At 41.4% G+C, this 15659-nt stretch carries 13 protein-coding genes and 1 pseudogene; 5 read left to right on the forward strand and 9 right to left on the reverse strand.

Going from position 1 to position 15659, the window contains the following annotated elements; all coding sequences use genetic code 11:
* Nucleotides 1-97: 97 nt before the first annotated feature.
* Nucleotides 98-1543, reverse strand: a complete 1446-nt coding sequence (locus tag BHF69_RS00985; RefSeq protein ID WP_075669211.1) for an alanine/glycine:cation symporter family protein — start codon at nt 1541-1543, stop codon at nt 98-100.
* Between the two features lie 261 nt (nt 1544-1804).
* On the opposite strand from BHF69_RS00985, the gene BHF69_RS00990 reads away from it, so the two are divergent.
* A complete protein-coding gene (locus BHF69_RS00990) occupies nt 1805-2308 on the forward strand; it encodes an NUDIX hydrolase (RefSeq protein ID WP_075669212.1) in 504 nt (167 codons plus the stop codon).
* Between the two features lie 49 nt (nt 2309-2357).
* Here BHF69_RS00990 and BHF69_RS00995 read toward each other — a convergent pair whose 3' ends face one another.
* From BHF69_RS00995 to carB, 4 genes are all read right to left on the reverse strand, one after another.
* On the reverse strand, nt 2358-2582 hold the full coding sequence (locus BHF69_RS00995) for a hypothetical protein (protein ID WP_075669213.1): 225 nt from the start codon (nt 2580-2582) through the stop codon (nt 2358-2360).
* Between the two features lie 15 nt (nt 2583-2597).
* Entirely contained in the window at nt 2598-2924 is a 327-nt protein-coding gene (locus BHF69_RS01000) for a cupin domain-containing protein (protein ID WP_075669214.1), read from the reverse strand.
* A 38-nt stretch (nt 2925-2962) separates the two neighbouring features.
* The gene (locus BHF69_RS01005) at nt 2963-4369 is read right to left on the reverse strand and encodes an amidophosphoribosyltransferase (RefSeq protein WP_075669215.1); all 1407 of its coding nucleotides are present in this window, start codon (nt 4367-4369) and stop codon (nt 2963-2965) included.
* A 162-nt stretch (nt 4370-4531) separates the two neighbouring features.
* Nucleotides 4532-7756, reverse strand: a complete 3225-nt coding sequence (gene carB, locus BHF69_RS01010) for a carbamoyl-phosphate synthase large subunit (protein WP_075669216.1) — start codon at nt 7754-7756, stop codon at nt 4532-4534.
* Between the two features lie 306 nt (nt 7757-8062).
* Between carB and BHF69_RS01015 the strand changes: the two genes are divergently transcribed.
* The 3 genes from BHF69_RS01015 (at nt 8063) to BHF69_RS01025 (ending at nt 10326) form a co-directional block, all read left to right on the forward strand.
* The gene (locus tag BHF69_RS01015) at nt 8063-9055 is read left to right on the forward strand and encodes a bile acid:sodium symporter family protein (RefSeq protein WP_075669217.1); all 993 of its coding nucleotides are present in this window, start codon (nt 8063-8065) and stop codon (nt 9053-9055) included.
* A gap of 67 nt (nt 9056-9122) precedes the next feature.
* Entirely contained in the window at nt 9123-9764 is a 642-nt protein-coding gene (locus BHF69_RS01020; RefSeq protein ID WP_075669218.1) for a GDSL-type esterase/lipase family protein, read from the forward strand.
* A 16-nt stretch (nt 9765-9780) separates the two neighbouring features.
* On the forward strand, nt 9781-10326 hold the full coding sequence (locus BHF69_RS01025; RefSeq protein ID WP_075669323.1) for a hydrolase: 546 nt from the start codon (nt 9781-9783) through the stop codon (nt 10324-10326).
* Between the two features lie 13 nt (nt 10327-10339).
* Here the strand turns inward: BHF69_RS01025 and BHF69_RS01030 are convergent, their stop codons facing one another.
* From BHF69_RS01030 to BHF69_RS14700, 4 genes and pseudogenes are all read right to left on the reverse strand, one after another.
* Entirely contained in the window at nt 10340-12034 is a 1695-nt protein-coding gene (locus BHF69_RS01030) for an ABC-ATPase domain-containing protein (protein ID WP_075669219.1), read from the reverse strand.
* Between the two features lie 29 nt (nt 12035-12063).
* Nucleotides 12064-13296, reverse strand: coding sequence for an MFS transporter (locus tag BHF69_RS01035; RefSeq protein ID WP_075669220.1), 1233 nt, complete (start codon nt 13294-13296; stop codon nt 12064-12066).
* Entirely contained in the window at nt 13286-14149 is an 864-nt protein-coding gene (locus BHF69_RS01040; protein ID WP_075669221.1) for a zinc dependent phospholipase C family protein, read from the reverse strand. Before BHF69_RS01040 ends, BHF69_RS01035 begins: the two co-directional genes overlap by 11 nt.
* A 78-nt stretch (nt 14150-14227) precedes the next feature.
* A pseudogene (locus BHF69_RS14700) lies at nt 14228-14317 on the reverse strand (transposase); the annotation flags it as partial.
* A 94-nt stretch (nt 14318-14411) separates the two neighbouring features.
* Here BHF69_RS14700 and BHF69_RS01050 point away from each other — a divergent pair.
* Nucleotides 14412-15551 carry an RNA-guided endonuclease TnpB family protein gene (locus tag BHF69_RS01050; RefSeq protein WP_075669222.1) on the forward strand — a complete coding sequence of 380 codons (1140 nt, stop codon included), beginning with the start codon at nt 14412-14414 and terminating at the stop codon, nt 15549-15551.
* Nucleotides 15552-15659 lie beyond the last annotated feature (108 nt).

The following is a 15659-nucleotide window of genomic DNA, read 5'->3' on the forward strand; positions in this document are numbered from 1 at the left end:
GGAAGAAAAGTCAAGGATTTCTGCGCAAAAGAAAAAATGTCCATAAAGCTTTGAGTGTGCTTTATGGACATTTTTGTTGCTTATAATGTTATCTTATTTAGATATTAGAGCTGTGGTATTCTCCAGCTTCCCCGCGTTTTTTCCAGGAAGCTCTTTCCTTTTCTACGGTTGGCTGGAAGCGGTTGACTTCTTCTGCAATAACATTACTTAACAGAAGCATACAGATCAGGTTTGGAATTGCCATTAAAGCATTCATAATATCGGAGATATTCCATACAAGATCCAGTGTCTGAGTTGCACCTACATATACAACCAGTGAGAATATAACACGGTAGATGATATTATATTTATGGCTGTTGAATAAGTATTCGAAGGCTTTCTCGCCATGATATTCCCATCCAAGAATGGTGGAAAATGCAAATAGAATGATTCCAATGGATACAATATAGCTTCCAAAGGATCCTAATACACTGCCGAAAGCAGCCATGGTCAGCTGAATGCCTTCTAAAGGCTTTCCGTCTGCACCTACAGTCCCAAGAACACCAGAGGAAGCGATGGAAAGACCAGTAATGGTACATACAACAATGGTATCAAAGAAGGTACCAGTCATATTGATGTATCCCTGACGTACCGGATCATCAGTAGTAGCTGCGGCAGCAGTGATAGCGGCGGAACCAAGACCAGCTTCATTGGAGAAAACGCCTCGTGCAACACCATAACGGATGGAATTCATCATGGATACGGTGATCGTACCAAGAACACCACCTCCGATGGCTTTTGGATTGAATGCCATTCCAAAGATCAGATACAGACCATGAGGAAGGTTGGAAAGGTTACCAAGGATAACGATTACACCGCCGATGACATAGAAAATTGCCATAGCAGGCACAACAACGGAAGATACCTTAGATATACTCGTAATTCCACCCAGGATGATAAGCAGTGATAATACAGTAAGAACAATACCAGTTCCCCATGTTGGAATACCAAAGCTTTCAGAAAGAGAGCCGGAGATGGAGTTTGCCTGGGTCATGTTGCCGATACCGAAAGACGCCAATACGGTAAACAGAGCGAATAAAAATCCCATGGTTTTTCCAAAGGTCTTATTTTTAAATGCGTTCTTCATCGTGTACATAGGACCGCCAGACATTTCACCCTTTTCATTTACTTCACGATACTTGATTGCCAGCATACATTCGCTGAACTTGGAAGTCAGGCCAAAGCAGGCAGAAATCCACATCCATACCAGGGCACCAGGTCCACCGGAAAACATGGCAGTTGCTACTCCGATAATATTTCCAGTTCCGATGGTAGCGGCCAGAGCAGTCATCAGTGCTGAGAATGGGGAGACATCGCCAGTTCCACGTTTGGTTGTACGGGCTTCCTTACTTAATACGCTGTGCAGTGCATAGCGTAAATTTCTCCATGGAAGGAATTTCAAACGAACCGTAAGAAAAATACCTGTACCAACGAGAAGGACCAGCATAACAGGACCCCATACAAAGGTGTCAATTGCTGCTACAATTTCATTTAGTTTTTCCATATTCCTCTCTCCTTTATTTGTAATTTTTAAATTTAGATAAAAGAAAAAGAGACTACGCTATTGGTTAGAACAACGTTGTCTCTTACTATGGTATTCTACTACGTGAAAAAAATTTGTCAAGGTAATTGTATTTTTTTCATTTAACAAACTTTATTTTGTTAAATTTTCATGCGAAAATGTATAAATATTTGCTACTATAGAGAAGAAATGTTAAAATAGCAAAATATAGAAATAGAAAGAAATATGGAAAGGAATAGAAAGATGGAACGTTGGGATATTTATGATAGTAACAAGCAGAGAACCGGACGAACGATGAAGCGAAATGACTGGTGTTTAAAGGATAATGAATATCATTTGACAGTATTGGGAGTTGTTGCACGTCCGGATGGAAAATTTTTGATTACAAAGAGAGTGATGACAAAGGCATGGGCACCTGGCTGGTGGGAAGTATCCGGAGGGGCTGTTATGGCCGGCGAGGAATCCAAAGATGCAGTCATCCGTGAAGTGAAGGAAGAAACCGGATTGGATGTATCCAACAGCCAGGGTGGATATTTATTCACATATCATAGAGAAAACCCGGGAGAAGGCGATAATTATTTTGTGGATGTTTATCGTTTTATTGTGGATTTTGAAGAAAGTGATTTGGATCTGCAGGAAAAAGAAACCGATGGGTATATGCTGGCAACACTGGAGGAGATCAAAGAATTTGCACGTCAGGGAATTTTCCTGCATTATGACAGTATTAAGCAGGCATTTGAGCTGTAAAAAACAAAGAGGAGTTGATGCTTTTTCATGGCAACAACTCCTCTTGATTTTATTTCATATTCGCCAAGATTCGGAATAATTCCAGATCTTTTTCTTTAACCTTAATATTGGCAGTGTGAGAGCTTCCATTAGGGTCCGTGACCTTGATTTCTAAAATAGAACCTTCTTTTATGCCGTTCTGGGCAACTGCTCTTAAAAATTTCGGGAATTTTGGATGGCGGGATACAAAATCATCCCATAATCCCTTTATTTTCATTAAATTCATTGGATTCATATGAGTTCTCCCCAATTAGTCTAGAATAATCAGTGCCATAAATACCAGATCGGTATCGCCAGTATTGGCAAGCCCATGTCCACAGTTGTCAGGAGTAAAGGTAACATCTCCGGCAGCAACTGGTCGTGTGGTTCCATTGTCATTATATTCTCCCTGTCCGGAAAGAATATAATAAGTTTCGCTTTCATTATGATGTTCATGATATCCGAGAGAGCAACCAGGTTCTAAAGTCACCTGCGCATACATACGGCATTTGCCGTTTAACTCTTTCTCCCCAAGAATTCGTTTGATGATAACATGGCCTTCTCCGCCGGCCATATGTTCTACCCGTTCTATTTTCATAGTAAGTCCTCCTTTATAGCATAAATTCAATTAAGATATTATTCTTTTCCATCCCAGCAATAAGTGCAAAGCTTGCTTCGATCCAGACCTACAGAGTCGATCATATCGTCCAGACGGTGATAGCGCAGAGAAGTAAAATTCAGCTGTTTGCAGATGCGGCTGATCATATCCTGATATTCTGGAGTGTCAGGATTGGAAAAAGCAGTTAGGTTCACATGTTTATAATCACCAGTCATTTCCTGAATGATACGCCGTGTGATCAGATCCATCTCAGAAGTAGAACGAGAGAAATTCAAATATTTACATCCGTACATGATTGGTGGGCAGGCCGGACGAACATGAACTTCCTTTGCACCGCTTTGATAGAGAAATTCGGTTGTTTCTCGTAGCTGTGTGCCTCGAACGATGGAGTCATCGATCAAAAGCAGGCTCTTGTCCTGAATCAGGTCATGAACCGGAATCAATTTCATTTTGGCGATCAGATTCCGTTTGCTCTGTATCGTCGGCATAAAGGAACGAGGCCAGGTTGGAGTATACTTAATAAATGGTCTTGAGAATGGAATTCCGGATTCGTTAGCATATCCAATGGCATGGGCGATTCCGGAATCAGGAACGCCAGCAACCGTATCTGGAGTAGCATCATCTCTTTGAGCCAGTTTCTGACCGCAGTTGTAACGCATCTTCTCAACGCTGATTCCTTCGTAAGAAGAGGATGGATATCCATAATATACCCATAGGAAGGTACAGATCTTCATGTCTTCTCCCGGCTTTACTAAGGTTCGGACTCCTTCTGGAGTCATAATGACAATTTCTCCAGGACCTAATTCACGTTCTGGTGTGTAGCCAAGATTTAAGTAAGCAAAGCTTTCAAAGGAAAGGCAGTAGCCATCTTCCTTTTTACCAATAGCTACAGGAGTTCGGCCCAGCTTGTCTCTGGCAGCATAGATTCCTTTTGGCGTCATAAGCACCATAGTCATGGAACCGTCGATGATCTCTTGAGCATACTGGATTCCTTCGATCAGGTTATCTCGTTGGTTGATGATAGAAGCAACCAGTTCGGTAGCATTGATATCGCCACCACTCATTTCCAGAAAATGAGCATGTCCAGTTTGGAAAATGCTGTCTACAATGGCATCAATATTGTTAATCTTACCAACAGTCATGATGGCATAGGTCCCATGATGGGAACGTACGATCAATGGCTGAGGTTCATAATCAGAAATACATCCAATTCCCATACATCCATGCATGGTATTGGCATCTTTATCAAATTTTGTACGGAACGGTGCATTTTCGATATTATGAATGGCACGGTCAAACCCGGATTCTTTATCATAAACAGCCATACCAGCACGTCTGGTTCCCAAATGGGAATGATAATCCGTTCCAAAAAATAAATCAAATACACAATCCTGTTTCGAAGTTACTCCAAAAAAACCTCCCATAATGTCCTCCAATTTCATTCTATTATTGTCAGTATCTATAAATTTTTCATCTGATATTTATTATAGCGGAAGAAGAATAAATGTACAAGAAAAAGGAACTGTGTTCCAGAAGTGAAATTATTCCACTTCAGTTTTACACAGCTCCTTCTTTTTTATAAAATTTTATTTGTCATGAATCTCGCTATGAAGTTCCTGAAGAGATTTTACCTCTCCGTTTCCATGTGTTTTTATATAACGGATTCCCTTTGCCGTTGCGATGGCAGCAGCAATGGTGGTAAAGTAAGGAACCTTTGCTTTGATGGCAGCTTTACGAAGGTAACTGTCATCATTAACGCTATCTTTTCCGACTGGAGAGTTGATGATCAGCTGGATATCTCCATTGGTGATCAGATCCAGGATGTTTGGACGACCTTCGGAAAGTTTCTTTACCTTCTTAGAAGGAATTCCAGCTTCACTGATCAGCTGATGTGTACCAGAAGTAGCGATGATATCAAATCCATCGTCTGCCAGCATCTGTGCTAGTTCTACTACTTCCGCCTTATCCTTTTTATTCACAGAAATCAATACAGTTCCTTCTGTTGGAAGCTTCACCTGAGTTGCTTCCTGAGCTTTGCAGAAGGCTTCTCCATAGTAAGGAGACAATCCTAATACTTCACCGGTAGAACGCATTTCTGGTCCAAGGACAGGGTCTACTTCCTGGAACATATTGAATGGGAATACGGCCTCTTTTACTCCATAGTTTGGAATTATCTGTTCTTTTAAATTTGGAACTGGGGATGGGCGTCCAGTCAGTTCGGAAGTAATGATATCGGTAGCCAATGGTACCATGCGGATATTGCATACCTTGGATACCAGAGGAACGGTTCTGGATGCACGAGGGTTGGCTTCTAATACAAATACTTTTCCATTTTCAATAGCGTACTGCATGTTCATCAATCCACATACGTGCATTTCTTCTGCGATCTTTCTTGTGTATTCCTTGATAGTTTCTACATTTTCAGCAGAAATATGAACAGAAGGAATGATACATGCGGAGTCACCGGAGTGTACACCTGCAAGTTCGATGTGCTCCATAACTGCAGGGACGAAGGCATGAGTACCGTCGCTGATGGCATCTGCCTCACATTCGGTTGCGTGTCCTAAGAAACGGTCGATCAGGATTGGTCGGTCAGGAGTCACACCAACAGCTGCCTGCATATATCCAATCATGCTTTCTGCATCATAGACAACTTCCATTCCGCGTCCACCAAGTACATAGGATGGACGAACCATAACTGGGTAGCCGATCTGGTCAGCAATTGCCAGTGCTTCTTCCACAGTAGTAGCCATTCCTGATTCAGGCATTGGAATTTCTAATTTTTCCATCATTGCACGGAATAAATCACGGTCTTCTGCAAGGTCGATCACAGAAGGAGAAGTACCGAGGATTTTTACACCGTTTTTCTCTAATTCAGATGCAAGATTTAATGGAGTCTGTCCACCAAACTGTGCGATTACCCCCAAAGGTTTTTCCTTTTTATAAATGCTTAATACATCTTCTAAGGTTAATGGTTCAAAATATAATTTATCAGAAGTATCATAATCGGTAGATACAGTCTCTGGATTACAGTTTACGATAATTGTTTCAAATCCAAGCTTTTTCAATGCCAGAGAGGCATGAACGCAGCAGTAGTCAAATTCGATTCCCTGTCCGATTCGGTTTGGACCACCGCCTAAGATCATGATTTTTGGCTTTTCTTCGTTTACAGGGTTTTTATCTTCTGCATTATAAGTAGAGTAGTAGTAAGCGCTGTTTTCGGTACCACTTACATGTACACCTTCCCATGCTTCTTCGACACCAAGCTGGATTCTGTGGTTGCGGACATCTTCTTCTGGAATTTCTAAAATCTGGCTTAAATACTTATCGGAGAAGCCGTCTTTCTTAGCTGTGATCAGCAGTTCGTCGGCTGGAAGACTTCCTTTGGATGCCAGAAGTGCTTCTTCCTCCTCAACCAGTTCTTTCATCTGTTCGATAAACCAGTGTTTTACCTTTGTCAGTTCATGGATTTCATCCACAGTGGCTCCTTTTCGGAGAGCTTCATACATCACAAAGTGACGTTCACTAGTAGGAGTGATCAGCATTTTCAGCAGTTCTTCTTTGGATTTGGAATCAAAATCTTTGGCATGACCCAGTCCATAGCGTCCAGTTTCTAAGCTTCGGATTGCTTTTTGGAAAGCTTCTTTATAGGTTTTACCGATGCTCATAACTTCACCAACGGCACGCATCTGTGTTCCAAGCTTATCCTCTACACCTTTGAATTTTTCAAATGCCCAGCGTGCAAACTTGATTACTACATAATCGCCATCTGGTACATATTTATCTAAGGTACCGTATTTTCCACAAGGGATATCCTTTAAGGTTAATCCGGTGGCTAACATTGCAGATACCAGAGCAATCGGGAAGCCGGTAGCTTTCGAAGCAAGTGCGGATGAACGGGAAGTACGAGGGTTGATCTCAATAACGATGATACGATCGGATACAGGGTCATGGGCGAACTGTACGTTGGTGCCTCCGATTACCTGTACGGATTCTACAATCTTATAAGCCTGTTCCTGAAGGCGCTTCTGGCATTCTTCGGAAATCGTAAGCATAGGTGCAGAACAGAAGGAATCTCCTGTATGAACGCCTAATGGATCGATGTTCTCGATAAAGCATACGGTGATCATATTGTTATCTGCATCACGAACAACTTCTAATTCTAATTCTTCCCAGCCAAGAATGGATTCTTCTACCAGTACCTGTCCAACTAAGCTGGCCTGAAGGCCTCTTGCCATAACGGTTTTTAATTCTTCTTTATTGTAGACCAGTCCACCGCCGGCACCACCCATGGTATAAGCAGGGCGAAGTACAACTGGATAGCCGAGGCGGTCTGCAATGGCAAGTCCTTCTTCTACACTATAAGCAACTTCGCTTCGAGCCATCTCAATACCAAGCTTATCCATAGCCTTCTTAAATTCAATACGGTCTTCTCCACGTTCGATGGCATCGATCTGAACACCGATAACCTTTACATTATATTTATCCAGAATACCAGCCTTATTAAGTTCTGCACATAGGTTAAGTCCTGATTGTCCTCCTAAGTTAGGCAGCAGTGCATCTGGTCTTTCCTTTTCAATAATCTGTTCTAAACGTTCTACATTCAATGGTTCAATATAAGTAACATCAGCAGTTTCCGGATCTGTCATGATAGTAGCCGGATTAGAGTTTACCAATACGATCTCATATCCTAATTTCTTTAGTGCTTTACAAGCCTGAGTACCAGAATAATCGAATTCACAGGCCTGTCCGATAATAATAGGACCGGAACCGATAATAAGTACTTTGTGAATGTCAGTTCTTTTTGGCATAAAGTTTCTCCTTCTTAATTAAATTAATTTTTTAATTTCCTTCGCTTTCTATTATAATAGAAGTAGAAAAAATCACAAGGATTTTGAAAGAAAAATGTATTAAAATAAATACTTGATTTTTATTTCCGAAGGGCTATAATAGGTATCGTACTAAAAATGAATAAAACTCATGTAGAAAATGAAAAGAATTCAATAAGTTTCACTGAAGAGAAGAGGACTCCCTCCAGATATTATACTGGAAGGGGGTTTTTTGTCACATAAGAAATTCCTTGAATTCTTACATGAGTTTTGAAAGGAAAGGAAACTATGAAAACACTACAAAAATTCAGTAAATTTTTATCCAATGATACGTCAGTGGTGGTAATCGCCATTGCCGTTGTTACTTTTTTCATCCCGCAGCTGATGGGATGGGTAAACTACCAGCTTTTTTGGGATCCGGTTGGCAATAAGTTCACCAGTCAGTCCATCATTCTTGGAATTATCATGTTCAGTATGGGACTTACGCTGACAACGCAGGATTTTAAGATTCTGGCACAACGTCCTTTTGATATTTGTATTGGTGCGATAGCCCAGTATCTGATTATGCCATTTCTGGCATTTACTCTGACCAGACTGCTTCATCTGCCGGATGCGATTGCATTGGGACTAATCTTAGTAGGATGTTGCCCAGGAGGAGTATCTTCCAATGTTATGTCCTATCTTTGCGGTGGAGATGTGGCATTCTCAGTTGGGATGACAACGGTATCTACCTTATTATCTCCAATTATGACTCCGACCATGGTGGCACTTCTTGCCAGCGGAACAAAGATATCCATCAAAGGATTGCCTATGTTCGTTTCTATCATTGAAACGGTCATTGTTCCAATTGCCATTGGATTTGTGATCAATTACATATTTGGTGAGAAGAAACAATTTAAGGAAATTCAGCAGGTGATGCCAGGTGTGGCAGTCATCGGACTTGCCTGTGTCGTTGGTGGGGTCATTTCCTCTCAGGGAGCCAATTTCTTTACTTCAGGAATTGTGATCTTTATTGCAGTATTGTTGCATAATAGTCTGGGATATCTTCTTGGATACTGTGCTGGAAAGTTGACAGGAATGAATACAGCGAAGAAGAGGACCATTTCTATTGAAGTAGGTATGCAGAATGCAGGGCTGGCTACCAATCTTGCAACAACCTCTTCACAGTTTGCGGCAACACCAGAATCAGCAGTCATCTGTGCAGTATCCTGTGTATGGCATTCTATTTCAGGAACTCTTCTTGCTGGATTTTTTGCCGGCTTAGATAAGAAAAAAGATTGACAGACAGCGCCTTTTAAGATATTATTCCTATATAACCTAGTGAAATAATAGGAGAAGAGGTGCAAAAATGAGAGAGATTTTATGCTTTGGAGATTCCAATACGTATGGATTAATTCCTGGCACAGAGAATAGATTTGATCGCAATACCAGATGGACAGGAATTCTGGATAAACATTTATATGCAAAAGGATATCGGATCATTGAGGAGGGATTGTGTGGAAGGACGACCAGATTTGATGATCGAACGCGCGAGGGAAGAAATGGTACGAAGATGCTGCCGGTTCTTTTGGAAACTCATAAACCGATCGATCGGGTTATCCTTATGCTCGGGACTAATGACTGCAAATTTTGCTATCATCCCTCTGCAGCATTGATCGGCAGTGGAGTTGAGATGCTGATCAAACAGATTCGGAATGTGGATGAAACGATAAAGATATTATTGATTTCTCCTATTCATTTGGGAGAAGAGGTATGGAAGCAGGAGTTTGATCCAGAATTTGACAAAGCTTCGATTGAAATTTCAAAGCAGCTAAAAGACGTATATCAGACCATTGCCCGAAAGTACGGATGTGATTTTCTGGCGGCTTCAGATGTGGCAGCTCCAAGCAGAGAGGATCAGGAGCATATGGATGCTGCAAATCATAAAAAATTAGCCCGTTTGATTCAGGAAGCAATGGAAGCAGATGATTATCAGGAAGCAATCGCATGAAAGGGAGGAAGAAAGGATGACAAGAGAAGAAGCATGGGAATTGCTTACAGAATACAATAAAGAAGAATTTCATTTGGAGCATGCGCAGATTGTAGAAAATACAATGAAGTATTTTGCCCAAAAGCTTGGATATGGTGAGGAAAAGGAGTTCTGGGGCCTGGTAGGACTGCTTCACGATCTGGACTTTGAACAGTATCCAGAAGAGCATTGTATCAAAAGTCAGGAGATCATGAAAGAGCGTGGATTGGAGGAACGTCTGATTCATGCAACAGCAAGTCATGGATATGCCATTACCGTAGACATTGAACCGGTTCATGAGATGGAGAAAGTCCTGTATGCAGTGGATGAACTAACGGGGCTGATCGGAGCCGTTGTATTAATGCGTCCATCAAAAAGCGTACAGGACCTGAAGGTAAAATCCGTGAAAAAGAAATTCAAAAGCAAGAACTTTGCAGCAGGGTGCTCCAGGGAGGTTATTCAACGGGGTGCAGATATGCTGGGATGGACGTTGGATGATCTGATCGCTCAGACGATAGAGGCGTTGAAAACCTTCCAGGAATAATACTGCAAAGGAGTTATTTTCGATAACGGTTTAGACATCCGAATATTTCCTGTCTTCTTGGCAGGGCTAAATTACATTTTACATAATCGCAATCTAGTATCGTGTCCAATCCCTTTTTTTCGATAATGAAAAGAAGGGAATCTACCACCTGCTGTACGGTTTTCTTGCCATCCATCAGGTGGGTCTGGGCATAGAGCAGACAATATCCAAGAGCAGTTGTCTGCTCTGTATCGATGATCTGCTCCAGATAGCGCAGATCTACCGTTTCTTTATTGAGCATAAAGGCATCCTTTCCAAGTGTCTTTAGCTTGATTCTACGTTCTTTTTTTAAACTCCGGTCTGGAAGAAGACTCCTTTGGAAAGAAGGAAGGCTTTTTTCTTCCTTTGGCAGGGAGATGGAAGGAAAGGCAAGAGCCTCCTGTTTGGCAAAGGCTGTAATATCCTTTGGTACATATTGATCCATCTGCAAAATATGATCCGCAACATGAAAATAAGATCCAGAACTTCCAGCAACGATAATAGAAGAAATTCCATGTTCTTCATATAAGCTTCGTACCCGTTCGATAAATGGAGTGATCGGCTCCTGATGGCGATTTACGACTCTCTGCATTAATTCATCCCGAATCATAAAGTTGGTCGCACTGGTGTCTTCATCAATCAAAAATAAGGAGGTACCACTTTCAATGGCTTCGATGACATTTGCTGCCTGTGAAGTACTGCCACTGGCATCTTCGGTGGAGAAGGAGACGGTATCCCGACCATTTGGCAGATTGTTGATGAATGTGGAGATGTCCGTATTTCGAATGCTTCGTCCGTCTTCTGCACGGATTTTTACAGCACTTTGTTCTGTGATCACATATTCTCTGCCATCCCCTTCTATATGATTATAAACCCCCAGCTCTAAGGCCTTTAAAAGCGTAGATTTGCCGTGATAGCCACCTCCAACGATCAGAGTGATTCCTTTTGGAATACCCATTCCGGTCATGGTACCTTTGTGAGGAAGGGTAAGGCTGACCCGATAGCTTTCAGGAGCCTGGAATGGAATTCCTCCTTTGAGGGGACGTTGGGAAACTCCGCTTTGTCTGGGCAGAACGGAACCATCGGCTACAAAAGCGGTGAGTCCAAGAGAGGATAACTGCTCTCTGATATAATGCTGATCTTCCGCAAGGAATATGGCCTTTTCCAATGTCTTTTGGTTGATATTTTTATAAAAAAGAGAAGTCAGGACGCAGTTGGGAAGGAAATCAAAGAGAATTTTTATCAGCTCTCTGGAATTGATAGTGCGGCCGTTTGCTGGAAATCCTACTTCAAAACGGAGGGTGATGTTTCCAGAAGAAGGATGGATGAAACAGGCAGTACGTTCTAAGATTTCCTGCCCACACCGGCTGATAGAGATCAAACCACTTTTTCCAGAACCTTTTGCTTTAAAGTTATAGCGTTCCAGTGCGTGAAAAAACAGTCGAATCAGGTGATCGGACAGGGCAGTTTTCTTATATGGCTTGTCATAGTAATTCTTTGGGAAGCCAGCCTCTGATCCGGTAAGGTGGATACTCAAACGGGAAGGAGCGGCAAAGGGGTCTCCCTGCACATGATCAATGGAAAGCACATAGGAATCAAACCGATAACTGCCACGAGCACTTTTATAGGCGGGATAACCTTTATGATCAATATTTTGCAATAGTATTTTTAAATCTTTTGATGTTTTCATATTTTCTAAAATTCCTTTCTAAGTGGATTTTATGATTTATGGTCAGTAATAAGAAAGAATGCAAAACCGGCCAGGAACATCAGGGACAAGGCGCCAACCCCATAGTTTACGCTTCCACTGATCTGGCTTATGATGGAGACCAGCATAGTCCCCATAAAGGAAGCACCTTTTCCGCAGATATCATAAATGCCAAAGTATTCGCCGGATTTGTTTGCCGGAATGATCTTAGCGAAATATGAGCGGGACATGGATTGAATGGCTCCCTGGAAGAGCCCTACGCAGACTGCAAGAATCCAGAACTGATACTGACTGGTCAGAATGACTCCATAAAGTGCGATACAAAAATAAGCCACAATGCAGATCAGGATGATTCTGGCAGCAGGTACCTTTCTGGAAAGTTTTCCAAAGAAAAGGGCAGCCGGAAAGGCGACAATCTGGGTTAAAAGCAGGGCCAGTAAAAGACCTGTGGTATCCAGGCCAAGAGCAGTACCATAGGCGGTTGCCATATCGATAATCGTATAAACACCGTCAATATAAAAGAAAAAAGCAATGAGAAAAAAGAGGATCTTTTTATTAGCTGCCAGCTCGGGAAAGATTTTTCCAAGGCGGTGGAAACTAGAAAGAATTGGATGGTCCTTTTTCTCAATATAATAAATTTGCTGATAAGAAGTCAGCAATGGCAGACTTAAAATCAACCACCAGACGGCGATCAGAACAAAAGCACCACTCATAGCTGTCTGCATGGAGATGCCCAATGTTTCATAAAATAATATGAGGACCAGACTTAAGACAAAAGGAATGCAGCTTCCAATATAACCCCAGGCATAACCATGGGCGGAGACTTCATCCATACGCTCTGCCGAAGATACGTCTGTCAGCATGGAATCATAGATGACCAGACTCAGGGAGTACGCAGCTTTCGCCAGAACGAACAGAAGCAGGAACCAGATCCAGGATGATAAAAATCCAAGGATGACACAGGAAATGGCACCAAACAAAAGAGAGATAAAAAAGATTTTTTTCTTAAAGCCCTTTAAATCTGCAATGGTTCCAAGAGTTGGTCCCAGGATTGCCACAATGATTGTGGCAGCCGATGTGGCATAGCCCCAGTAAGCCAGATAATTGATGCTGGAGATACCGGCATTATCTGCCAGGTTATTAAAATAAATTGGAATGATCGTAGATACCAAAAGGGTAAATGCAGAATTTCCTACATCATAAAGTATCCATTTTTTTTCTAGAGAATGTAGTTTAAATTTCATAAGTTTTTTCCTCCTTAGGGGAAAGTATTGGAATGGATTCCCAGTCAGGGTCGGGACCAAAGGTCTGAAGGAATTCCTGATCCAGTGGTACATAGTGATTCAGGTGTTCCATAAGGTTTTCTGTTAGCTTAAGACAAAGCGGAATGGCTGAATCCATAAGCTTTTCCAATCGCATACAGCTGTCCTTGCAGTGTGGATTTGGACTTTTATTTATGATCATACCATGCAGGCTTTCATATTTTCCGAAAAACTTCATGCCGGAATAAAGCAGTTTGCGCTTCCATTCATGGGGAGCCAGAAGAAGGTGATCACAAACGATCATGGTAATGAGAGAATGTGATACCTGTTGCTGCGATACCATTGGGAAAAAGGAAGCGATGGTAGCGGTGTTTTTTCTGGTAGGGCGTATATGAGTGGTCAGACGGTGCTTGAGAGGCGGATAGCCTTCCTGGACCATCAGATAACGGTCAAATTCAGCTTCGATTTCTGTATGAGAAATATGGCTGGTCAGAATCTTTTTTTCAATATAGCTATGGCAGCAGGTATCCAGAGAAAAATGACAGAGAAATCCAAGGATATAGGCCAGCATAGCATGCTGCTTGGCTGTTTGTTTCTGTTGGCGGATCAGATCACAGGCTGGACCAAAGAAAGAGAGTCCGGATTGATCATGCATATTATTCCCCATCTGATTGATTGGATGAGTGGAAAGCGGATGGTAATAGAAGAAAATATCCGGTCCATGAAGTCCGATCAGATAGAGATCAAGATGATCGTGGATGATTTTTTTTATGAAAGCAGGCTGCTTTTGGTATACTTGTTTTCCGAAGCTATAATGTGCATAATTTGATGGCATATGGAAACCTCCTTAGTCTATTGTAATTTTTGCTATTTAACATAAAGAAAATATTAAGTTCTTGTAAATCTTTAGCCATTAACCCTGACTTTCCATATACTTTTGAATTGTAGCTGATGATACTTTGCCAATACTACATGAAAAGTATCCGTCTGACCAAAATATCTTTGTCTGTATCCATAACTTTACCTCAAATATTGACTTTCACTAATAATTATTATACGATATATTTAGTGAAATATCAATGAAAGGAGTACATGTTATGGAACAGATGACTATCACAGCAAAAGTTCAAATAGTCGCAGATGATACAGATAAGGTTTTGCTTGATAAAACCATGTCTGTATATCGTGATGCCTGCAACTTTGTTTCAGAGTACGTATTCCGTACACACGATTTGAAACAGTTTTCGCTTAACAAAATGTTATATTCTACGCTCCGAGAAAAGTTTGGTCTTAAATCGCAAATGACTCAGTCTGTATTTAAGACTGTTATTGCGAGATATAAAACCATCCTTGAAAATCAGAATGAATGGATTAAGCCTTCGTTCAAAAAACCACAGTATGATTTGGTTTGGAACAGAGATTATTCTTTGACGCAAAACTGCTTTTCAGTGAACACTCTGAATGGTCGTGTTAAGTTACCATATTTTGCTGATGGTATGTCTAAATATTTTGACCATACCATCTACAAGTTTGGCACTGCTAAGCTTGTAAACAAACATGGTAAATATTATCTTCACATACCAGTAACTTATGATGTCGAGGAAAGCAATATTTCTGACATCTGTAATGTTGTAGGTATCGACAGAGGAATTAACTTTGTTGTTGCGACCTATAACAGTGCCCACAAGTCCGGATTCGTTAGTGGTAAGGCTATTAAGCAGAAACGTGCTAATTATTCCAAACTTCGTAAAGAGCTTCAAATACGTCAGACTCCATCTTCAAGACGAAGAATCAAAGCTATCGGTCAGCGAGAAAACCGTTGGATGCAGGATATCAACCATCAGGTATCAAAGGCACTTGTTGAATCAAACCCGAAGCACACGCTCTTTGTTTTGGAAGATTTGGCAGGCATTCGTAATGCTACAGAGCGTGTGAAAACGAAAGACCGCTATGTTTCTGTATCATGGTCATTCTATGATCTTGAACGGAAACTAATCTACAAAGCCAAACAGAACCAGTCTACTGTCATTAAGGTTGACCCTCGTTATACGAGCCAGTGTTGTCCTATTTGTGGACATACTGAAAAGTCGAACCGTAACAAAAAAATACATCTGTTTACTTGCAAGAATTGTGGCTATAAATCGAATGATGACCGTATTGGAGCTATGAATCTGTATCGTATGGGAATAAACTATCTCGCAGATAGCCAAGTACCGAATACAGTTGTAACAGAGTAAACTTTGCTACAAAGGGTGCTGTCAACCACCCTGTGATGTAACGCCACGGGAGGTAATATACCTATCGGGGTTAAAAGGTCGGAGGCGTAAGCCGTTACTACGACTGGG

This window comes from Anaerostipes sp. 992a, from assembly GCF_001940245.1.
Classification (GTDB): Bacteria; Bacillota; Clostridia; order Lachnospirales; family Lachnospiraceae; genus Fimousia.

Excerpts from the sequence above, each read along its gene's own strand:
- BHF69_RS01040 (WP_075669221.1), bottom strand. The coding sequence starts at position 14,149 with ATGCCATCAAATTATGCACATTATAGCTTCGGAAAACAAGTATACCAA.
- BHF69_RS00985 (WP_075669211.1), bottom strand. The coding sequence starts at position 1,543 with ATGGAAAAACTAAATGAAATTGTAGCAGCAATTGACACCTTTGTATGG.
- BHF69_RS01020 (WP_075669218.1), top strand. The coding sequence starts at position 9,123 with ATGAGAGAGATTTTATGCTTTGGAGATTCCAATACGTATGGATTAATT.
- BHF69_RS01000 (WP_075669214.1), bottom strand. The coding sequence starts at position 2,924 with ATGAAAATAGAACGGGTAGAACATATGGCCGGCGGAGAAGGCCATGTT.
- BHF69_RS01030 (WP_075669219.1), bottom strand. The coding sequence starts at position 12,034 with ATGAAAACATCAAAAGATTTAAAAATACTATTGCAAAATATTGATCAT.
- BHF69_RS00995 (WP_075669213.1), bottom strand. The coding sequence starts at position 2,582 with ATGAATCCAATGAATTTAATGAAAATAAAGGGATTATGGGATGATTTT.
- carB (WP_075669216.1), bottom strand. The coding sequence starts at position 7,756 with ATGCCAAAAAGAACTGACATTCACAAAGTACTTATTATCGGTTCCGGT.
- BHF69_RS01050 (WP_075669222.1), top strand. The coding sequence starts at position 14,412 with ATGGAACAGATGACTATCACAGCAAAAGTTCAAATAGTCGCAGATGAT.
- BHF69_RS01025 (WP_075669323.1), top strand. The coding sequence starts at position 9,781 with ATGACAAGAGAAGAAGCATGGGAATTGCTTACAGAATACAATAAAGAA.
- BHF69_RS01015 (WP_075669217.1), top strand. The coding sequence starts at position 8,063 with ATGAAAACACTACAAAAATTCAGTAAATTTTTATCCAATGATACGTCA.
- BHF69_RS00990 (WP_075669212.1), top strand. The coding sequence starts at position 1,805 with ATGGAACGTTGGGATATTTATGATAGTAACAAGCAGAGAACCGGACGA.
- BHF69_RS01005 (WP_075669215.1), bottom strand. The coding sequence starts at position 4,369 with ATGGGAGGTTTTTTTGGAGTAACTTCGAAACAGGATTGTGTATTTGAT.
- BHF69_RS01035 (WP_075669220.1), bottom strand. The coding sequence starts at position 13,296 with ATGAAATTTAAACTACATTCTCTAGAAAAAAAATGGATACTTTATGAT.